Genomic DNA, 20,035 nt, shown 5'->3' with positions numbered 1-20,035 from the left:
ATGTCCGCCCTCATTACGAGTCACCAAGGTGGTTACACACAAACCCCGCTTCAGTCTGCTGCCTGAGGCGTCTATATGGGACAGCGCGAAAATTGAATACACAACCCCGTTCCCTTTCACCGCTGGTGCAACTGGAACGAATTCGTAAAAGTTTCGATGGCAAAGATGTCATTTCCGATCTTAATCTGACCATCAATGACGGTGAGTTTCTCACGCTGCTTGGCCCCTCCGGCTGCGGCAAAACCACCGTCCTGCGCCTTATTGCCGGGCTGGAAAGCGTCGATAACGGCCATATCCATCTTGAGAACCAGGACATTACCCAGGTCCCTGCCGAAGATCGCCACGTCAATACCGTCTTTCAGAGCTATGCCCTGTTCCCGCACATGACCGTGTTTGAGAACGTGGCGTTTGGCCTGCGGATGCAAAAAACACCCGCCAGCGAGATCCCGCCGCGCGTTACCGAAGCCCTGCGCATGGTGCAGCTGGAGGCATTCGCCCAGCGCAAGCCGCATCAACTTTCTGGTGGTCAGCAGCAGCGTGTGGCTATTGCCCGCGCCGTGGTCAACAAACCACGCCTGCTCCTGCTGGATGAATCCCTCTCCGCGCTGGACTACAAACTGCGCAAGCAGATGCAGAACGAGCTGAAAGCGCTTCAGCGTAAGCTCGGCATCACGTTCGTGTTTGTCACTCACGATCAGGAAGAAGCCCTGACTATGTCAGACCGTATCGTGGTGATGCGTGAGGGCAAGATTGAGCAGGACGGCACACCGCGTGAAATTTACGAGGAGCCGAAAAACCTGTTCGTCGCCAGCTTCATTGGCGAAATCAATATTTTCAACGCCACGGTGATTGAGCGTCTGGACGAGCAGCGCGTGCGCGCCAACGTGGAAGGCCGCGAATGCAACATCACGGTGAACTTTGCCGTGGAAAAGGGACAAAGGCTCAACGTTCTGCTGCGCCCGGAAGATCTTCGCGTCGATGAGATCCACGACACGGCTGACGCCGAAGGTCTGATCGGTTACGTTCGCGAAAGAAACTACAAAGGGATGACCCTCGAATCCGTTGTGGAACTGGAAAACGGCAAAATGGTGATGGTTAGTGAGTTCTTCAACGAGGACGATCCGGACTTCGACCACTCGCTGGATCAGAAGATGGTCATCAACTGGGTAGAAAGCTGGGAGGTTGTACTGGCTGATGAAGAACACAAGTAAGTTCCAGAATGTGGTGATTGCCACGATCGTCGGTTGGCTTGTGTTGTTTGTCTTTCTGCCCAACCTGATGATCATCGTAACCAGCTTCCTGACCCGCGACGACGCGAACTTCGTCGCGATGGTCTTTACGCTGGACAACTACGCACGCCTGCTCGATCCGCTCTACTTTGACGTGCTGCTGCACTCGCTCAATATGGCGCTGATTGCCACCGTTGCCTGTCTGGTGCTGGGGTATCCGTTCGCGTGGTTCCTGGCTCGCCTGCCGCAAAAAGTGCGTCCGCTGCTGCTGTTTTTACTGATTGTGCCATTCTGGACCAACTCGTTAATCCGCATATATGGGCTGAAAATCTTCCTCAGCACCAAAGGTTATCTTAACGAGTTTCTGCTGTGGCTTGGGGTTATTGATACGCCGATCCGCATTATGTTCACTCCGAGCGCGGTGATCGTCGGCCTGGTCTATATCCTGCTGCCGTTTATGGTGATGCCGCTTTACTCAAGCATTGAAAAGCTTGATAAACCACTTCTGGAAGCCGCGAGAGACCTGGGGGCCAGCAAGCTGCAAACCTTTATCCGCATCATTATCCCGCTGACCATGCCGGGCATTATTGCCGGATGTCTGCTGGTCATGTTGCCTGCGATGGGCCTGTTCTACGTGTCGGACCTGATGGGCGGGGCGAAAAACCTGCTGATCGGCAACGTGATCAAGAGCCAGTTCCTGAACATCCGCGACTGGCCGTTCGGCTCGGCCACCAGCATTACGCTGACGGTGGTAATGGGGCTGATGCTGCTGGTTTACTGGCGTGCCTCACGCCTGCTGAATAAGAAGGTGGAGCTGGAATGATCGGTCGACTGCTTCGCGGCGGTTTTATGACCGCCATTTATGCGTATCTTTATATTCCGATAATCATTTTGATCGTGAACTCCTTTAACAGTTCACGCTTCGGGATCAACTGGCAAGGGTTTACCACCAAATGGTATGGCCTGCTGATGAACAATGACAGCCTGCTACAGGCTGCTCAGCACTCGCTGACGATGGCGGTATTCTCTGCCACCTTCGCGACGCTGATTGGCTCGCTGACCGCCGTGGCGCTGTACCGCTACCGTTTTCGCGGTAAGCCGTTCGTCAGCGGTATGCTGTTTGTGGTGATGATGTCCCCGGACATCGTGATGGCCATTTCACTGCTGGTGCTGTTTATGCTGCTGGGCGTCCAGCTCGGTTTCTGGTCGCTGCTGTTTTCGCATATCACCTTCTGCCTGCCGTTTGTGGTGGTAACCGTCTACGCGCGACTGAAAGGATTCGACGTACGCATGCTGGAAGCGGCGAAGGATCTGGGAGCCAGCGAGATGACCATTCTTCGCAAAATCATCCTGCCGCTGGCGATGCCTGCCGTGGCAGCCGGATGGCTGCTCAGCTTTACCCTGTCGATGGACGACGTGGTCGTGTCCTCCTTCGTCACCGGGCCGAGCTACGAAATTCTGCCGTTGAAGATCTACTCAATGGTGAAAGTCGGTGTTTCACCCGAAGTGAACGCGCTGGCGACTATTCTGTTGGTGTTATCGCTGGTTCTGGTGATTGCCAGCCAGGTTATTGCTCGTGATAAAACAAAATCTCAGGGGACACAGAAATGAAAAAAATGCTTGCCGCTGCGGCACTGGTGCTCGGAATGGGTGCCGCGCATGCTGATGACAGCAAAACGCTCTATTTCTACAACTGGACCGAGTATGTGCCGCCGGGCCTGCTGGAGCAGTTCACCAAAGAGACGGGCATCAAGGTGATCTATTCGACCTACGAGTCGAATGAAACCATGTACGCCAAGCTCAAAACCTATAAAGATGGCGCGTATGACCTGGTGGTGCCGTCGACCTATTTCGTCGACAAGATGCGCAAAGAAGGCATGATCCAGAAGATCGATAAAACGAAGCTAACCAATTTTTCAAACCTCGATCCTGAGATGCTAAACAAGCCATTCGACCCGAACAACGATTATTCCATTCCGTACATCTGGGGCGCGACGGCAATTGGCGTCAACAGCGATGCCGTTGATCCAAAAACGGTTTCATCCTGGGCTGATCTGTGGAAGCCGGAATACAAAAGCAGCCTGCTGTTAACCGATGATGCGCGCGAAGTGTTCCAGATTGCGCTGCGTAAACTCGGCTACTCCGGCAACACCACCGATCCGAAAGAGATCGAAGCGGCGTATAACGAACTGAAAAAGCTGATGCCAAACGTGGCGGCGTTCAACTCGGATAACCCGGCTAACCCGTATATGGAAGGTGAAGTGAATCTGGGGATGGTCTGGAACGGCTCTGCGTTTGTGGCGCGTCAGGCCGGTACGCCGCTGGAGGTGGTCTGGCCGAAAGAGGGCGGCATCTTCTGGATGGACAGCCTCGCGATCCCGGCTAATGCGAAAAACGTCGATGGCGCCCTGAAGCTGATTAACTTCCTGCTGCGCCCGGATGTGGCAAAACAGGTGGCGGAAACTATTGGTTACCCGACACCAAACCTGGCCGCGCGGAAGCTGTTAAGTCCTGAAGTGGCGAATGATAAATCGCTTTATCCGGACGCTGAAACCATCAGCAAAGGGGAATGGCAGAACGACGTCGGTGACGCGAGCCGCCTGTATGAAGAGTATTATCAGAAGCTAAAAGCAGGCCGTTAATGCACAACGGGCGACGCAAGGTCGCCCGTTACCCTTACAGCCCCTTAAGGAGTTTATCAACAAAGGCTGGCACCACCTCGCTGGCCAGACCGTAATGCTTCTCTTCAAACTCACTCCCGACCTGGCTTGGCTCCAGATTAAGCTCAACCGTATGGGCACCTTGCAGTCGCGCTTCGTGAACAAACCCCGCCGCTGGATAGACATGCCCTGAGGTACCAATGGCGATAAAGACGTCCGCCATGGCCAGGGCGCTGTAGATCTCATCCATTCCCAGCGGCATTTCGCCAAACCAGACCACATGGGGACGCAGACGCGAAGGGAACTGACAGCAGTGGCAGCGGTCTTCGTCCAGCACGTCCTCTTTCCACTCCAGCACCTGCCCACTCCATGCGCACCGCACCTTGAGCAGTTCGCCGTGCATGTGAATGATGTTGTGGTTTCCGGCTCTTTCGTGAAGATTGTCGATGTTTTGCGTCACCAGCAGAAAACGATCCCCCAGCGCCTCCTCCAGCTTTGCCAGCGCCAGGTGCGCCGCGTTTGGCGCAATCTCCGGCTGCTGAAGCTGGCGACGACGGGCGTTGTAAAACGCCTGAACCAGCGCCGGATCGCGGGCGAAACCTTCCGGCGTCGCCACATCTTCTACTCGGTGTTCTTCCCACAGCCCGTCCGCCGCGCGGAAGGTCTGAATACCGGATTCGGCGGAGATCCCCGCCCCGGTCAACACCACCACTCTGGGTTTATCCATCGCTTCTGGCATCATCCTGTCTCTGAAAAAGATCCGCTGACGCAGGCGTTCACGTAAGCGGCGTTTATTTTTGCGAAAACGGCTGAGTCGACCCTGGCGACGCGACAGCATAGTAACCTCGTAAACTAATCGGTGAGATGAAGGAATGCGGCTCCGCGCATGCCTCCTGCGTCCCCGTGTCGCGCACGCTCAATGCGCGGCACGCGGGCGACCGGCAATAAATGTCGGGGCAAACGCCCGGACAGCTGTTCCGTAATCGCAGTGAAATTTGACAGCCCTCCCCCGATCACCAGCAGATCCGGGTCGACGATGGTCAGGATATTCCCCAGACACACCGCCAGCAAATCAAGATAGCGCTCAACGTGCTCACGCGCCTGCGCGTCTCCCTGCTCCCACAGCGTAATGATTTGAGGGGCCTCAAGTTTCTGATGATAGAAGTGTTCATAAAGCCATGCAAACCCGCGCCCTGAAAGGTAACTCTCAATGCAGCCGTGCTGACCACAGCCGCAGCGGGTAAGCGGGAAATCACGACCAACGACGTCCAGCGCATCCACTGGCAGACGGATATGACCAAATTCTCCGGTAATGTAGCTGCGCCCGGTAATGGGCTTACCGTTAATGACAATCCCGCCACCGACGCCCGTTCCGAGGATCAGCCCCATCACCAACGGATAGCGACGAAACTCGTCGTCCCAGGCCTCTGAGAGAGCAAAACAGTTGGCATCGTTGTCTAAGCGCACGTCGCGCTCAAGGAGAGCAGAAAGATCGGCACGCAGCGGTTTGCCGCTGGCAGCAGGAACGTTGGCGGCATACAGCGTGCCGTCGTCGGTTTCGGGCATACCCGGTATACCAATGCCGACGCTGCCTTTGACGCCAAAGCGTTCATCCGCCTGCGCCACCAGCGCGGCAATGGCGGTTAAAAATTCATCGTAGCTATCGCGCGGCGTAGGCACGCGGGTTTCCCATTGTAGCTTAAGGTCTTTATCGAACACGCCGAGCGCAATCTTGGTGCCGCCAATATCAAATCCGTAATACATGATGCATTCCTCTGTTTGATTCAGCGGCCAAAAGACCGCTAAACCATGACGAAATTACTGGCCACTTAATACCCTCGCCGGATCAATTCGGCTTGCGCGACGCGCCGGATACCAGCTTGCCAGCAGACTCAGTAAAAGTGCTGTAACCAGCACATAAATGACGTCCAGCCAGTGCAGTTCAGACGGCAGGAAGTCAATAAAATAGATATCGCCTGACAGGAATTGATGGCCGATAAGCGCCTCAATCCCATTGATAATCGGCGTCAGCTGAAGAGACACCACCACGCCGATGACCACGCCGCAGAGGCTACCAAACAGCCCCGCCAGCAAACCGTACCAGACGAAGATGGCGCGAATAAGACCGTCTTTCGCCCCTAAGGTACGCAGCACGGCAATGTCGCCGCTCTTGTCCTTAACGGCCATGACCAGCGTCGAGACGATATTAAAGCACGCCACGCCAATCACCAGCACCATCGCCAGATACATAATCGCGCGGATCATCTGGATATCACGGTACATATACCCGTAAGTGCCGATCCAGCTTTTGATGTAGACATAGTTATTGGTCACGCTGCCAGCGTCACGCACCAGTGTATTGGCGTTGAAAACGTCGTTAACCTTAATGGCAATGCCCGTCACGCTGTCGCTCATATCCAGATACTGGCGCGCATCTTCCAGCGGCACCATCGCGAAGCTGTGATCGAGCTGGCCGCTCAGCTGCAAAATACCGGTGACGTGCAGACGCACGCGCTTAGGCTGCTGCAATTTGTGATCAGCGCTGGCGTTCGGGATCATGATCGAGACCCAGTCGCCCTGCTTCACCTTCAGTGCATCGGCAACGCCTTTGCCCATGATGATCTGCTGTTCGCCAGCCTTAAAGTTTGCCCATGCGCCATTTTGCACATAGCGAGGCAGCGCACTCAGACGCTCCTCCTGACGTGGATTCACCCCTTTCACCTGAATGGCGCGCAGGTTTACCCCGCTCTCTACCAGCCCGGTAAAGTTGATGTAAGGTGCAGCCGCCGCAATGCCGGGTACCTTTTCCACTTTGTTCAGGGCATCACGCCAGCTGGACCACGGCTGGTTAACCGGCTCGATTTCACCGTGGGGTACAACGGCCAGAATGCGGTTATTCAGTTCGCGCTCAAAGCCATTCATGGCGCTTAAGCCCACGATTAGAACCGCCACGCCCAGGGCGATACCGATGGTGGAGATCACGGAGATAAGGGAAACCATCCCGCTCCGGCGACGACCGCGGCTAAAGCGTAACCCAATGAGTAACGATAACGGTGAAGCCATTACTCCGCTCCCATCAGCGTCAGTTCTGCATTCAGACGACCGTCGCGCATTTCCAGCTGACGGCCCATCCGCTTAGCCAGCTGCAAATCGTGCGTGACCACCAGAAACGCGGTTCCCTGCGCGGCGTTCAGTTCGCCGAGAAGCTGGAAAATGCTGTCTGCGTTACGCGCATCGAGGTTGCCTGTCGGTTCATCCGCCAGCACCAGGCGCGGGTTGTTGACCAGCGCACGGGCGATGGCCACACGCTGACGCTCGCCGCCGGAAAGCTCAGACGGACGATGATTCCCGCGATGACCCAGCCCTACCGCGTTTAGCATGTCGCTGGCGCGGGCATTAATTTCCGCGGGTTTCTTTTTACCAATCAGCAGCGGCATTGCGACGTTTTCCAGCGCCGTAAAGTCCGGCAGCAGGTGGTGGAATTGATAGATAAAACCCAGCTCACGGTTACGCAGCTCGGCTTTCGCCGTAGACGACATTTTACTCAGCGGCTGACCGGAGAAGATCACATCGCCTTCGGTTGGCGTGTCCAGCCCGCCCAGCAGGTGCAGCAGCGTACTTTTGCCGGAGCCGGAGCTGCCAACAATCGCCATCATCTCGCCTTCACCCACGCTAAAGCTGACATTGTGCAGCACGTCGGTCTGCACAGTGCCTTCCTGATAGCGTTTGGACAGGTTGTCGCACTGCAACAGGATCTTATTCATAACGTAAAGCCTCAGCGGGTTGAGTGGCGGCAGCCCGCCAGGAAGGATAAAGCGTAGAGAGCAGCGCAATGGCCATCGCGGCCAGCGCAATACCGACCACCTGGAGCGGCTCGATAGCCACTGGCAGCGCCGCGCCATCAAGCAGCGCGCCGATAATCGGCATGAGATTGTTGAGCTGGCTGGCGAGCAGCGCACCCAGCGCCGCGCCGAGCAGCGCGCCGATGATGCCAGCGCTGGCACCCTGGACCATAAATACCGCCATGATCTGGCGCGGCGTCAGCCCCTGGGTTTGCAGAATGGCGACTTCGCCTTGCTTCTCCATCACCATCAGCCCGAGCGAGGTGATGATATTAAACGCGGCAACGGCCACGATCAGGCTCAGCAGCAGCCCCATCATGTTTTTCTCCATGCGCACGGCCTGGAACAGTTCGCCTTTGCGGTCGCGCCAGTCCTGCCATTTCGTTCCTTCCGGTAGCGTCTGCTGGCTAAGGGTATCCACCTTTAGCGGCGCATCAAGCCACAGACGCCAGCCGGTGATATTTCCCGCCGGGTAGCGCATCAGACGCGAGGCGTCCTGAATGTTAACCAGCATCTGGTAACCATCGACTTCGCTGTTCGCCGCAAACGTGCCAATCACGTTGAACAGGCGCTGGCTTGGCAGACGCCCCATCGGCGTAAACTGACTGGCTGAGGGCACCATCACGCGCAGTTGATCGCCACGGTTGACCCCGAGCTGCCCGGCAAGCTGCTCGCCGAGGATGACGTTGTATTTACCCGCTTCCAGGTCGGTTTGTTTTACGTTGACCAGGAACGGCGTCAGCGGATCTTTTTGCGCCGGATCGATACCCAGCATCACCCCGACCGCCACGCTGCGGGCGCTTTGCAGCACCACATCGCCCGTCGTGAGGGGCGCAACGCGCGTGACACCCTGTAACTTCACCGCGCTTTCCGGCAGCTGTTGCGGGTTAACGGAGCCCTGAGTGGAAGAGAGAACGGCCTGCGGCATCAGCCCCAGGATATTGTTTTGCAGCTCGCGCTCGAAGCCGTTCATGACGGAAAGCACCGTCACCAGAGCCATCACGCCAAGCGTAATGCCAATAGTCGAAAGCCAGGAGACAAAGCGACCGAAGCGGTCCGCGGCGCGCCCACGCATGTAACGTAAGCCTATGAAGAGTGCGACAGGTTGATACATGAAATCCGTCTGTTTGCTGATAGCAGACCCACGAGTATATAAGCGAATCCGCTAAGCGTAAATGACTGAAACCGTAAGATTCGGTAATCATTTTTCCGAAAAATTCAGATAAATCATCATGCTACTGACTGAACTTCCGCCATACAGCCTCCACCTTTTCCGAAAATCGTCCTGATACAGACTGTTACCCGTTACATCGGGGTTTCATTTTACAACAATCGACCTTTCGTTTATGGCAACAAGGTCGTCACACACAATGAAACAAAAAGCATTATGGATTAACCAGATAAAAGGTCTGTGCATCTGCCTGGTGGTGATTTACCACTCGGTGATCACCTTTTATCCTCACCTGGACGGGCTACAGCATCCGTTATCGGGCCTGCTCGCCAAATGCTGGGTCTACTTTAATCTTTACCTCGCCCCGTTCCGTATGCCGGTGTTTTTCTTCATCTCCGGCTATTTGATTCGTCGATATATTGACGAGGTGAACTGGCGCACCAGTCTCGACAAGCGGATCTGGAGCATTGTCTGGGTGCTGGCCCTGTGGGGCGTCCTGCAATGGCAGGCGCTGACCCATCTGAATGCCTGGCTCGCCCCCGAGCGTGAACTGGCGACAGCATCCAATGCGGCCTACGCCGATTCCGTTTCAGGGTTTGTACTGGGAATGCTCACGGCCAGCACCAGCCTGTGGTACTTGTACGCCTTAGTGGTCTACTTCACGCTCTGTAAACTGCTGAGCCGCTGGAAACTGCCGATGCTGGGGCTTCTGGCGCTGGCAAGCCTCGCCATTAACTTCCTGCCTTTACCGTGGTGGGGAATGAACAGCGTGGTGCGCAACATGATCTACTACAGCCTCGGCGCATGGTACGGCGCGCAGTTGATGACGTGGATGAAAGGGATGAATTTACGCCGCAGCTGGCTGGTACTTATCGCCTCTGGCGCGGTGTCGGTAGTGCTGTGGTTTGCTAATGTTCCTCTGCCGCTCTCACTGCTGTCGATCGTGGTCATCATGAAGCTCTTTTACAGCTTCGAGCAGCGTTATGCCGTTCATCCCAATAATCTGCTGAACGTCATCGGTTCAAACACCATCGCGATTTATACCACCCACCGCATTTTAATTGAGGCGTTTAGCCTGCTCCTGATTCGCGAAATGAATGCGGCGTACTGGACGATCTGGGCGGAGTTAACGCTGATTCTGGTCTATCCGTTCGTCAGCCTGCTCGTCTGCACGCTGGTTGGACTGGGCGCACGTAAGCTCTCGACCGCCCTCTTTGGCGACCTTTTCTTCTCCCCTCCCGCACGGCTTACGCCACAGCTCGCCAGCCGCTAACCTACCCTGCCCCCATCCGGGGGCACTTTTCCTCTTGTGCGGTTACGATTTGCTTATGCATAACGATCGAGGATAATAAAGACATTGCGTATCAGTGATATGCCCCAATACTGTTGGTATATCCCCAAGAGACCCTGACATAGCCATGCCTGAACACTATCGTTTTTCCTTGCCTGTAAAAGCAGGTGACCAACGCCAGCTGGGCGAACTGACAGGCGCGGCCTGCGCCACGCTGGTGGCGGAAATTGCCGAGCGCCATCCGGGGCCGGTGGTGCTGGTTGCCCCGGACATGCAAAACGCCCTGCGCCTGCACGACGAAATTCGTCAGTTCACCGACAGTCTGGTATTCAGCCTGGCCGACTGGGAAACGCTTCCCTACGACAGTTTCTCTCCGCACCAGGAGATCATCTCCTCACGCCTGTCGACGCTGTATCAGCTCCCCACCATGCAGCGCGGCGTGCTGATTGTGCCGGTGAATACCCTGATGCAGCGCGTCTGTCCGCACAGCTATTTGCACGGCCATGCGCTGGTGATGAAAAAAGGCCAGCGCCTGTCGCGCGATGCCCTGCGCGTGCAGCTTGACGGAGCCGGTTACCGCCATGTCGATCAGGTGATGGAACACGGCGAATACGCGACGCGCGGTGCGCTGCTGGATCTCTATCCGATGGGCAGCGACCAGCCGTATCGTCTGGATTTCTTCGATGATGAGATCGACAGCCTGCGCGTGTTCGACGCCGACACCCAGCGCACGCTGGAGGAAGTGGACTCCATTAATCTGCTGCCCGCCCATGAGTTCCCGACGGATAAAACCGCCATCGAACTGTTCCGCAGCCAGTGGCGCGACAGGTTCGACGTGAAACGTGATGCCGAACATATCTACCAGCAGGTCAGCAAAGGCACCCTTCCGGCGGGGATCGAGTACTGGCAGCCCCTGTTCTTTAACGAACCGCTGCCGGCGCTGTTCAGCTACTTCCCGGCCAATACGCTGATTGTTAACACCGGGGATATCGACGCCAGCGCCAGCCGCTTTGAAAGCGAAACGCGCGCCCGCTTTGAAAACCGGGGCGTTGACCCGATGCGTCCGCTGCTGCCGCCGGAAATGCTGTGGCTGCGTACCGACGAGCTCAACGCCGAGCTAAAACGCTGGCCGCGTATGCAGCTCAAAACCGATTCGCTTGCCGATAAGGCGGCGAACACCAATCTCGCGTTCCGGACGCTGCCCGATCTGGCCGTCCAGGCGCAGCAGAAATCCCCGCTCGATAACCTGCGCAAGTTTCTTGATTCCTTCACCGGGCCAGTGGTGTTCTCCGTTGAGAGTGAGGGTCGTCGTGAAGCGCTGGGCGAACTACTAGGGCGGATCAAAGTTGCACCGAAGCGCATTCATCGCCTGAGCGAAGCGACCGGAAATGGTCGTTACCTGATGATCGGCTCCGCCGAACACGGATTTATTGATACGCTCAATAACCTGGCCTTGATTTGTGAAAGCGACCTGCTGGGCGAGCGCGTGGCGCGCCGTCGTCAGGACAGCCGTCGCACCATCAACCCGGACACCCTGATCCGCAACCTGGCCGAACTGCACCCCGGTCAGCCGATCGTTCACCTGGAACACGGTGTGGGTCGCTATCAGGGAATGACCACCCTCGAAGCAGGCGGCATCAAAGGTGAATACCTGATGCTGACCTACGCGAACGACGCCAAACTGTACGTGCCAGTGTCGTCCCTGCACCTTATCAGCCGCTACGCCGGTGGCGCGGAAGATAACGCGCCGCTGCATAAACTGGGCGGCGACGCCTGGTCACGCGCGCGGCAGAAGGCGGCGGAAAAAGTGCGCGACGTGGCCGCCGAGCTGCTGGACATTTACGCCCAGCGTGCGGCCAAAGAGGGTTATGCGTTTAAGCATGATAAAGAGCAGTACCAGCTGTTCTGCGACAGCTTCCCGTTTGAAACTACGCCGGATCAGGCTCAGGCCATAAATGCCGTGCTGAGCGACATGTGCCAGCCGCTGGCGATGGATCGCTTAGTCTGCGGCGACGTGGGCTTCGGTAAAACCGAGGTAGCAATGCGTGCCGCTTTCCTGGCGGTGGAAAACAACAAGCAGGTGGCGGTGCTGGTGCCGACTACCCTCCTCGCCCAGCAGCACTTCGACAACTTCCGCGACCGCTTCGCCAACTGGCCGGTACGCATTGAGATGCTGTCGCGTTTCCGCAGCGCCAAAGAGCAGACGCAAATCCTGGAACAGGCAAGCGAAGGCAAAATTGACATTCTGATCGGCACCCACAAGCTGCTGCAAAGCGACGTGAAGTGGAAAGATCTGGGGCTGCTGATCGTCGATGAAGAGCACCGCTTTGGGGTGCGCCACAAAGAGCGCATCAAAGCGATGCGCGCCGACGTCGACATTCTGACCCTGACCGCCACGCCGATCCCGCGCACCCTGAATATGGCGATGAGCGGCATGCGCGATCTGTCGATTATTGCCACCCCGCCGGCGCGCCGTCTGGCGGTGAAAACCTTTGTTCGCGAGTACGACAATCTGGTGGTTCGCGAGGCGATCCTGCGTGAAGTGCTGCGCGGCGGCCAGGTATATTACCTGTATAACGACGTTGAAAACATTCAGAAAGCCGCCGACAGGCTGGCAGAGCTGGTGCCGGAAGCGCGCATCGCCATTGGTCACGGCCAGATGCGCGAGCGCGAGCTGGAGCGGGTGATGAACGACTTCCACCATCAGCGTTTCAACGTGCTGGTATGTACCACCATCATTGAGACCGGGATCGACATTCCGACGGCGAACACCATCATCATCGAACGCGCGGATCACTTCGGCCTGGCCCAGCTGCATCAGCTGCGCGGGCGCGTCGGGCGTTCGCACCATCAGGCCTACGCGTGGCTGCTGACGCCGCATCCGAAGGCGATGACCACCGACGCGCAAAAGCGTCTGGAAGCTATCGCCTCGCTGGAAGATCTGGGTGCTGGTTTTGCGCTGGCGACGCACGACCTGGAGATCCGCGGCGCCGGTGAGTTGTTGGGTGAAGACCAGAGCGGCTCCATGGAAACCATCGGTTTTTCTCTGTATATGGAGCTGCTGGAAAATGCCGTCGACGCGCTTAAAGCCGGACGTGAACCGTCTCTGGAAGATCTCACCAGCCAGCAGACCGAAGTGGAACTGCGCATGCCTTCCCTGTTGCCGGATGATTTTATTCCTGACGTGAATACCCGTCTGTCGTTCTACAAACGCATTGCCAGCGCGAAACGTGAAGGCGAGCTGGAAGAGATTAAAGTCGAACTGATTGACCGTTTTGGGATATTGCCCGATGCGGCGCGCAACCTGCTGGATATTGCCCGCCTGCGTCAGCAGGCGCAGAAGCTGGGCATTCGTAAGCTTGAAGGCAACGAGAAAGGCGGCGTAATTGAGTTTGCCGAGAAGAACCACGTCGATCCGATGTGGCTGATTGGCCTTCTGCAAAAACAGCCGCAGCATTTCCGTCTTGATGGCCCGACGCGTCTGAAATTTACTCAGGATCTGACGGAACGTAAAATCCGCATGGACTGGGTGCGTAACTTTATGCGTCAGTTGGAAGAGAACGCCATCGCATAACGGTTTCCCCCGCCAGCGCCCGGCTGGTGGGGGACAATTTACAAACTCTTTGCACTTCGCCCGATCTTCCCGACCATACATTCGCCATAATTATCATTAACGCCTTATAAAACAATAACCTTATCTTTTGTATGGATTATGATAATGATGATTTCTTCGCGTTTTACCCGCTGGTTAACTCTGGTTGCGCTGGCCGCGACGGTTGCCGTCGCGCTCCCTGCTCGCGCCAATACCTGGCCTCTTCCGCCCGCCGGCAGCAACGTCGTCGGTGAAAACCGCTTTCACGTGGTTGAAAACGATGGCGGTTCGCTGGAAGCGATTGCTAAAAAATATAACGTCGGGTTCCTGGCGCTGTTGCAGGCCAACCCGGGCGTAGATCCCTATGTGCCCCGGGCGGGCAGCGTACTGACGATTCCGCTGCAAACCATCCTGCCGGACGCGCCGCGTCAGGGGATTGTGATAAACCTCGCCGAGCTGCGTCTTTACTATTACCCGCCGGGGAAAAATGAAGTAACCGTCTACCCTATCGGCATCGGCCAGCTGGGAGGCGATACGCTCACGCCGACCATGGTGACCACCGTCTCCGACAAGCGCGCTAATCCAACCTGGACTCCGACGGCAAACATCCGCGCCCGCTATAAGGCACAGGGTATCGATCTCCCTGCCGTGGTTCCCGCGGGCCCGGATAATCCGATGGGGCACCATGCCATTCGCCTGGCGGCATACGGTGGAGTTTACCTGCTGCACGGAACAAATGCGGATTTCGGGATCGGGATGCGCGTCAGCTCCGGCTGCATTCGCCTGCGCGATGACGACATCAAAACGCTCTACCGCGTGATTGCCCCTGGCACGAAAGTGAATATCATCAATACGCCGATTAAAGTGTCTGAAGAGCCGGGTGGCGTCCGTCTGGTTGAGATCCACCAGCCGCTATCGAAAAACATTAATGACGATCCGCAGACGCTGCCGATTAATCTGAATGCCTCGATGGTGAGCTTTAAAACGAATGCAAACACCGATGGCGCAGTGATGGAGCGGGCGATGGAAGCGCGCTCGGGGATGCCAACCGATGTCACGCGGCATCATGAGGTTGCTCAGCAGTCAATGTAGAACGGTAATAACGACAAACGCCCTGCATTAGCAGGGCGTTTTTTTTTGCAGTGGCATAACGGAGGGTTGCGTTACGCTTATTTGTAGATAACTGCGGTACCGTGCAGGGTGTTAGGACCGGTCACAGAGGTGATGCGGAATGATTTCGCACCCATTTCGTCAGCTTTTTGTGCCAGCTGATCTTCCAGAGAGCCGAGGTTAGTCCCGGCAGTGGCAGAGATGGTACCGACTTTCTGCTGGTCTGCTGGAGTGGATTGCACTTCAACAGCAGCGAAGCTTGCGAAAGAGAGTGAACTCAGAACGGCGGCAGCGATGAGGGTTTTAACGTTTTTCATGATTTTATACCTTTGGGCAGATGATGTAGTGGTCGTTAGTTATTTAGTTAACGATCGATAGGTAAATGATAGATGTGATCCAGGTCACACGTCAACCCATTTTTATAATGGTCGTTAAATTAATTTCATTTTCCTTATATTTCATAAAGATAAAATTAAATTATTTTTAAGAAATCACCGCTGGTCGTCGCAGACGTTTATTTTTATAATGACTATTCAACAAAACAACAGAGGACCAACGGCACATGACAACCGATGTCACGCGTTGCGCAAAGAAAAGCCGTGGCCGACCAAAAGTGTTCGACAGGGATGCGGCGCTCGATAAGGCCATGACGCTCTTCTGGCAGCATGGGTATGAAGCCACGTCGCTCTCCGACCTGGTGGAAGCAACGGGCGCGAAAGCCCCTACCCTGTACGCAGAGTTCACCAACAAAGAAGGCTTATTCCGGGCCGTACTGGACAGATACATCTCGCGCTTCGCGGCAAAACACGAAGCCCAGCTATTCTGTGAAGAAAAAACGGTTGAGCAGGCATTGCAGGATTATTTCTGCGCAGTCGCAACCTGCTTTACCAGTAAAGACACGCCCGCGGGCTGTTTTATGATCAACACCTCCGCGACCCTCGCGGCATCGTCGAAAGAGATTGCCAACACGGTCAAATCGCGCCATGCGATGCAGGAGGAGACGCTCAGCACGTTTCTGGCTCAACGCCAGCAGCGCGGTGAAATTCCGGCGCATTGCCGTCCGCAGGAGCTGGCCCAGTATCTGAGCTGTATTCTACAGGGGATGTCCATCAGCGCCCGTGAAGGCGCGACGCTGGAAAAACTGCAGGGGATTACGCAAACAACGCTGCGCCTGTGGCCTGAACTTCTTAAACTCTGACGCAAAAAAAAAGCTCCTCAGCCTGAGCGCATGAGGAGCTAAGTTCAGAGAACATCTTTTTTACACTTTGTTATTCAGTATCAGCTGACCATTGCTGTCGAGAGGGATCTGCGTACCAGGATCTTTATCCATGCGGATTTTGCCCTGCTGATCGCCAATTTTGTAGGTTACGTCGTAGCCCAACATTTTTTCAGACTTGTCATATACGGTTTTACAGCGCTGCTGCGTTGTGGTGTAGGTATCATTTTCCTGCATCGCACCCTGCACCTGGTTACCGGCATAACCGCCACCCAGCGCACCAACTACCGTCGCGACATCCTTACCACGGCCACCACCAAACTGATGACCAATCACCCCACCAGCAACCGCGCCCAGCACGGAGCCAGCGATACGGTTTTCATCCTGAACCGGACGACGATGGGTGACAGAAACATTACGGCACTCCTGACGAGGCGTCTTGACCGTCTCTTTGATCGGTGTAGCGGAAACCACCTGCGCATACTGCGGGCCACGATCAAGTACGTTCAGACTGGCAACGGCAGCCACACCTAACGCAGCTGCGACGCCAATCCCTATACCCGCCAACATTGATTTATTCACGGGACTTCCTCCTTTGTTGCAATTGGTAGCAATTTTGCAGCGCAATAAACGCTTCGCCAATAAGATAAAGGATCAAAAAACCGGGGGATGAGCTGGGATAGCGTCTGTTTAAGAGAACTCTTAAGCGTCAGGAGCGAAATGCACAGCATGATGTGCTAAAAATTCCCTCCGGAGAGCCCGGAGGGAGGGAGAAATTAATGCAGCTTCAGGCGTGGGCGGATAACGCGGTTGATGCGGCCGACCAGCATCATCAGGCCGGTTTTGAAGTAGCCGTGCAGCGCAATCTGGTGCATACGGTACAGAGAAATGTACACGAAGCGGGCGATGCGCCCTTCCACCATCATGGAGCCGCGCATGAGGTTGCCCATCAGGCTGCCCACGGTGGAAAAGTTTGAGAGCGATACCAGAGAGCCGTGGTCTTTGTAGACATAGGCTTTCATCGGTTTGCCTTTCATCTGCGCCAGGATGTTATGCAGCACGAGGCTTGCCATCTGGTGCGCGGCCTGAGCGCGAGGAGGCACAAACCCGCCTTCCGGACGCGCGCAGGAGGCACAGTCGCCGATAGCGAAGATGTCCGGATCGCGCGTGGTTTGCAGCGTCGGCTCTGTCACCAGCTGGTTAATGCGGTTTGTCTCCAGCCCACCGATATCTTTCATGAAATCAGGCGCTTTGATCCCCGCAGCCCAGACCATCAGGTCGGCCTGGATGTATTCGCCGTCTTTGGTATGCAGTCCGCCCTCATCCGCGCTGGTCACCATGGTCTGGGTCAGCACGCGCACGCCCAGTTTGGTCAGCTCGTTGTGCGCCGCGCCAGAAATACGCGGCGGCAGCGCAGGCAGAATACGTTCACCTGCTTCCACCAGCGTCACATTCAGCGCTTCATTAGTCAGTCCTTTGTAGCCGTAGCTGTGCAGCTGTTTGACCGCATTGTGCAACTCCGCCGATAATTCAACGCCCGTTGCGCCGCCGCCCACGATAGCAATGTTAACCTTGCCGTTAGCACCCATGTTGTTGGTGTACTTCAGGAACAGGTTAAGCATCTCCTGATGGAAACGACGCGCCTGATGCGGGTTATCCAGGAAGATACAGTGCTCTTTTACGCCTGGGGTGTTGAAATCATTGGACGTACTGCCCAGGGCCATCACCAGCGTGTCATAGGCCAGCTTGCGCTCAGGAACCAGCAGCTCGCCTTTATCATCACGCAGCTCAGCCAGCGTGATGGTTTTATTTTCACGGTTGATGTCCACCACCGAACCCAGCTGGAACTGGAAGTGGTGGTTACGCGCATGCGCCAGATAGCTGAGCGCATCCACGCCCTCATCCAGCGACCCGGTCGCCACTTCGTGCAGTAACGGCTTCCACAGATGGCTGTGGTTACGATCCACCAGCGTGATTTTGGCTTTCTTACCGCGACCCAGTTTCTTACCCAGCTGCGTCGCCAGCTCCAGCCCGCCAGCTCCACCGCCGACAATCACTATCTTTTTCAATGGCGTAGTCAACGTGACCCCCTCAAATTATTAACCAATTGTTAATTAAAAGTTATATAAATAACCCTTAATTAACAACAGGTTACTGCGCTGAAACCATTCAGATTCATTGAGAATAGCACGTCAGGCGCATTGGTCATACCAAAATTGATATGTATCAAGTTTTGATGGTTTAAAAGTAGACAACTCTGACAAAAAAGAGGCCCGGCACGCTTTCACGTACCGGGCCTTTGTCAGGTTCAGGGAGTTCAGCCCAGCGTTTTAAAGGCCTTAATACGCTGCAAGTGCGGGGAAATATTTTTGAACTTGTGGGTCTGCTCTTCGTCCCAGACAATTTCGTAGTAATGATGCAGAAGTTCGGCAGCGCGGGAGCTGTCCAGCGCTTCATCGTTGCGGGAGAGGATCGCCAGACACCGGTCGCGGTTCTTTTCGCGGAAATTGCTCACGCATTTTGTTGCGATATCGGCGTACTCTTCCGGACGGTCAATCTTGCCTTCCATGTTTTCGTTTGGAAACAGGTTAGGATTAAAAATGACCTGACGGATATCGCACAAAAAACCGATGCGCTCTGCCCAGTATCCCCCCAACCCCACGCCGCAGATCAGCGGACGATCGTCGATATTGAGCTGCAACATTTTGTCCACTTCTTTAAGCAGATGCTGCATGTCATGCTTCGGATGACGCGTGCTGTAACTGATCAGCCGGACATCCGGATCGATAAACTGCAATTGCAGCACTTTCTCATGATTACCAGGACTGTTTGAGTCAAAACCGTGTAAATAAATGATCATCGTCTCACCACGCTACGCCTTCCGGGATGAATTAAAGGGCTGCTTTATGTGCCTGCCAGCGCTCGTTCAGGGCTTCAAGCCGGGCGTTTACCGTTTTCCAGCGCGCCGAGTCCATCAGCTCCTGACGACTAAATGAACCTTTATGATACAATTGTGTAACACGTTCAGCATTGATCGGCGACAGGTTATCCAGCACGCTCACCGCCCCTTTACGATTATTGCAGACGAGGATCATATCGCAACCTGCATCCAGCGAAGCCTGCCCACGTTCGGCATAGCTTCCCATGATCGCCGCCCCTTCCATGGATAAATCGTCAGAGAAAATTACGCCATTGAAGCCTAACTCGTGACGCAGCACGGTTTTAAGCCAGTGCGGAGAGCCGCTGGCCGGACGCGGATCAACGTCACTGTAGATGACGTGCGCAGGCATAATAGCGTCCAGCTTGTTATCGGTAATCAGCGAGCGGAAAACAGACATATCTTTAGCGCGAATGTCTGCTTCCGGGCGCGGATCGCGCGGGGTTTCTTTATGGGAATCCGCCGTCACCGCCCCGTGGCCCGGGAAATGCTTGCCGGTGGTTTTCATGCCCGCATCGTGCATACCGTCAATGAAGCGCGTCGCCATTGCCAGCGCGATACGTGGATCGTCATGATACGAACGCTCACCTATTGCCGCACTAATGTGTCCTACGTCCAGCACCGGGGCGAAGCTGATATCGATATCCATGGCGATCATCTCGCTGGCCATCAGCCAGCCTGCGTCCTGCGCCAGTTGACCGCCCTCTTCAGCACCCAGCAGCGCAGCAAAAGATTGTGCGGCGGGTAAACGCGTAAACCCTTCGCGGAAACGCTGCACGCGTCCACCTTCCTGGTCGACGGCCACCACCAGGCGATTGCGTGACGCCGCGCGGATCTGGCGAACCAGCTCGCGCAACTGCGCCGGATCGTGATAATTGCGGGTGAAAAGAATCAGCCCCCCTACCAGCGGGTGCGCCAGAATTTCGCGCTCTTCCGCATCCAGCTCAAACCCTTCAACATCCAACATTACTGGACCCACACCAACC

General features: G+C 55.8%; 18 protein-coding genes. 8 read left to right on the top strand and 10 right to left on the bottom strand.

The genetic code is table 11. From position 1 onward, the window contains the following. Nucleotides 1–62: 62 nt before the first annotated feature. From potA to potD, 4 genes are read left to right on the top strand one after another with little or no spacing between them, the layout of a single operon-like run. Entirely contained in the window at nt 63–1,211 is a 1,149-nt protein-coding gene (gene potA / locus ACQG11_RS18775) for a spermidine/putrescine ABC transporter ATP-binding protein PotA (RefSeq protein WP_163385517.1), read from the top strand. Then, on the top strand, nt 1,195–2,052 hold the full coding sequence (gene potB / locus ACQG11_RS18770; RefSeq protein ID WP_022647763.1) for a spermidine/putrescine ABC transporter permease PotB: 858 nt from the start codon (nt 1,195–1,197) through the stop codon (nt 2,050–2,052). Before potA ends, potB begins: the two co-directional genes overlap by 17 nt. Then, a complete protein-coding gene (gene potC, locus ACQG11_RS18765; protein ID WP_015570805.1) occupies nt 2,049–2,840 on the top strand; it encodes a spermidine/putrescine ABC transporter permease PotC in 792 nt (263 codons plus the stop codon). The genes potB and potC overlap by 4 nt, the downstream gene beginning before the upstream one ends. Then, nucleotides 2,837–3,871, top strand: a complete 1,035-nt coding sequence (potD, locus tag ACQG11_RS18760; RefSeq protein WP_022647761.1) for a spermidine/putrescine ABC transporter substrate-binding protein PotD — start codon at nt 2,837–2,839, stop codon at nt 3,869–3,871. Before potC ends, potD begins: the two co-directional genes overlap by 4 nt. Before the next feature lie 34 nt (nt 3,872–3,905). Here potD and cobB read toward each other — a convergent pair whose 3' ends face one another. Genes cobB through lolC form a run of 5 tightly spaced genes read right to left on the bottom strand, consistent with a single transcriptional unit; the run spans nt 3,906 to nt 8,845 of the window. Further along, nucleotides 3,906–4,727, bottom strand: coding sequence for a Sir2 family NAD+-dependent deacetylase (gene cobB, locus ACQG11_RS18755; protein WP_022647760.1), 822 nt, complete (start codon nt 4,725–4,727; stop codon nt 3,906–3,908). A 14-nt stretch (nt 4,728–4,741) separates the two neighbouring features. Further along, the gene (gene nagK, locus ACQG11_RS18750) at nt 4,742–5,653 is read right to left on the bottom strand and encodes an N-acetylglucosamine kinase (protein ID WP_023299807.1); all 912 of its coding nucleotides are present in this window, start codon (nt 5,651–5,653) and stop codon (nt 4,742–4,744) included. A gap of 54 nt (nt 5,654–5,707) precedes the next feature. Next, the gene (gene lolE / locus ACQG11_RS18745; RefSeq protein ID WP_022647758.1) at nt 5,708–6,952 is read right to left on the bottom strand and encodes a lipoprotein-releasing ABC transporter permease subunit LolE; all 1,245 of its coding nucleotides are present in this window, start codon (nt 6,950–6,952) and stop codon (nt 5,708–5,710) included. Continuing rightward, the gene (gene lolD, locus ACQG11_RS18740; protein WP_022647757.1) at nt 6,952–7,653 is read right to left on the bottom strand and encodes a lipoprotein-releasing ABC transporter ATP-binding protein LolD; all 702 of its coding nucleotides are present in this window, start codon (nt 7,651–7,653) and stop codon (nt 6,952–6,954) included. The genes lolE and lolD overlap by 1 nt, the downstream gene beginning before the upstream one ends. Next, nucleotides 7,646–8,845, bottom strand: coding sequence for a lipoprotein-releasing ABC transporter permease subunit LolC (lolC, locus tag ACQG11_RS18735; RefSeq protein WP_017384712.1), 1,200 nt, complete (start codon nt 8,843–8,845; stop codon nt 7,646–7,648). The genes lolD and lolC overlap by 8 nt, the downstream gene beginning before the upstream one ends. Nucleotides 8,846–9,101: 256 nt before the next feature. Here lolC and ACQG11_RS18730 point away from each other — a divergent pair, with 256 nt between their 5' ends. The 3 genes from ACQG11_RS18730 (at nt 9,102) to ldtC (ending at nt 14,877) form a co-directional block, all read left to right on the top strand. After that, the gene (locus tag ACQG11_RS18730) at nt 9,102–10,175 is read left to right on the top strand and encodes an acyltransferase family protein (RefSeq protein WP_426728658.1); all 1,074 of its coding nucleotides are present in this window, start codon (nt 9,102–9,104) and stop codon (nt 10,173–10,175) included. Nucleotides 10,176–10,320: 145 nt separating this feature from the next. Next, on the top strand, nt 10,321–13,767 hold the full coding sequence (mfd, locus tag ACQG11_RS18725; protein WP_023305875.1) for a transcription-repair coupling factor: 3,447 nt from the start codon (nt 10,321–10,323) through the stop codon (nt 13,765–13,767). A gap of 144 nt (nt 13,768–13,911) precedes the next feature. Then, entirely contained in the window at nt 13,912–14,877 is a 966-nt protein-coding gene (gene ldtC, locus ACQG11_RS18720) for a L,D-transpeptidase LdtC (RefSeq protein WP_022650791.1), read from the top strand. A gap of 77 nt (nt 14,878–14,954) precedes the next feature. On the opposite strand, the gene bhsA is transcribed toward ldtC, so the two are convergent. Then, nucleotides 14,955–15,212 carry a multiple stress resistance protein BhsA gene (bhsA, locus tag ACQG11_RS18715; protein WP_006809234.1) on the bottom strand — a complete coding sequence of 86 codons (258 nt, stop codon included), beginning with the start codon at nt 15,210–15,212 and terminating at the stop codon, nt 14,955–14,957. A 245-nt stretch (nt 15,213–15,457) separates the two neighbouring features. On the opposite strand from bhsA, the gene comR reads away from it, so the two are divergent. After that, on the top strand, nt 15,458–16,093 hold the full coding sequence (comR, locus tag ACQG11_RS18710) for a TetR family copper-responsive transcriptional repressor ComR (protein ID WP_022647753.1): 636 nt from the start codon (nt 15,458–15,460) through the stop codon (nt 16,091–16,093). 60 nt (nt 16,094–16,153) lie between these two features. On the opposite strand, the gene ACQG11_RS18705 is transcribed toward comR, so the two are convergent. The 4 genes from ACQG11_RS18705 to nagZ form a co-directional block, all read right to left on the bottom strand. Further along, on the bottom strand, nt 16,154–16,693 hold the full coding sequence (locus tag ACQG11_RS18705) for a glycine zipper 2TM domain-containing protein (RefSeq protein ID WP_017384715.1): 540 nt from the start codon (nt 16,691–16,693) through the stop codon (nt 16,154–16,156). 194 nt (nt 16,694–16,887) lie between these two features. After that, nucleotides 16,888–18,192, bottom strand: a complete 1,305-nt coding sequence (locus ACQG11_RS18700) for an NAD(P)/FAD-dependent oxidoreductase (RefSeq protein ID WP_017693633.1) — start codon at nt 18,190–18,192, stop codon at nt 16,888–16,890. Nucleotides 18,193–18,428: 236 nt separating this feature from the next. Continuing rightward, on the bottom strand, nt 18,429–18,971 hold the full coding sequence (gene ycfP, locus ACQG11_RS18695; protein WP_022647750.1) for an alpha/beta hydrolase YcfP: 543 nt from the start codon (nt 18,969–18,971) through the stop codon (nt 18,429–18,431). Nucleotides 18,972–19,002: 31 nt separating this feature from the next. Next, on the bottom strand, nt 19,003–20,028 hold the full coding sequence (gene nagZ, locus ACQG11_RS18690) for a beta-N-acetylhexosaminidase (RefSeq protein WP_046618348.1): 1,026 nt from the start codon (nt 20,026–20,028) through the stop codon (nt 19,003–19,005). Between the last annotated feature and the right edge of the window lie 7 nt (nt 20,029–20,035).

Source organism: Enterobacter cloacae complex sp. 372C4 (assembly GCF_050030615.1).
GTDB classification, from domain to species: Bacteria; Pseudomonadota; Gammaproteobacteria; order Enterobacterales; family Enterobacteriaceae; genus Enterobacter; species Enterobacter intestinihominis.
This window is presented reverse-complemented; position numbering and strand designations above follow the sequence as displayed.

Coding starts and splice junctions, on each gene's coding strand:
- ycfP (WP_022647750.1), bottom strand. CDS start 18,971: ATGATCATTTATTTACACGGTTTTGACTCAAACAGTCCTGGTAATCAT.
- ACQG11_RS18730 (WP_426728658.1), top strand. CDS start 9,102: ATGAAACAAAAAGCATTATGGATTAACCAGATAAAAGGTCTGTGCATC.
- mfd (WP_023305875.1), top strand. CDS start 10,321: ATGCCTGAACACTATCGTTTTTCCTTGCCTGTAAAAGCAGGTGACCAA.
- lolC (WP_017384712.1), bottom strand. CDS start 8,845: ATGTATCAACCTGTCGCACTCTTCATAGGCTTACGTTACATGCGTGGG.
- bhsA (WP_006809234.1), bottom strand. CDS start 15,212: ATGAAAAACGTTAAAACCCTCATCGCTGCCGCCGTTCTGAGTTCACTC.
- nagK (WP_023299807.1), bottom strand. CDS start 5,653: ATGTATTACGGATTTGATATTGGCGGCACCAAGATTGCGCTCGGCGTG.
- potB (WP_022647763.1), top strand. CDS start 1,195: ATGAAGAACACAAGTAAGTTCCAGAATGTGGTGATTGCCACGATCGTC.
- ldtC (WP_022650791.1), top strand. CDS start 13,912: ATGATGATTTCTTCGCGTTTTACCCGCTGGTTAACTCTGGTTGCGCTG.
- potD (WP_022647761.1), top strand. CDS start 2,837: ATGAAAAAAATGCTTGCCGCTGCGGCACTGGTGCTCGGAATGGGTGCC.
- comR (WP_022647753.1), top strand. CDS start 15,458: ATGACAACCGATGTCACGCGTTGCGCAAAGAAAAGCCGTGGCCGACCA.
- potC (WP_015570805.1), top strand. CDS start 2,049: ATGATCGGTCGACTGCTTCGCGGCGGTTTTATGACCGCCATTTATGCG.
- cobB (WP_022647760.1), bottom strand. CDS start 4,727: ATGCTGTCGCGTCGCCAGGGTCGACTCAGCCGTTTTCGCAAAAATAAA.
- lolD (WP_022647757.1), bottom strand. CDS start 7,653: ATGAATAAGATCCTGTTGCAGTGCGACAACCTGTCCAAACGCTATCAG.
- lolE (WP_022647758.1), bottom strand. CDS start 6,952: ATGGCTTCACCGTTATCGTTACTCATTGGGTTACGCTTTAGCCGCGGT.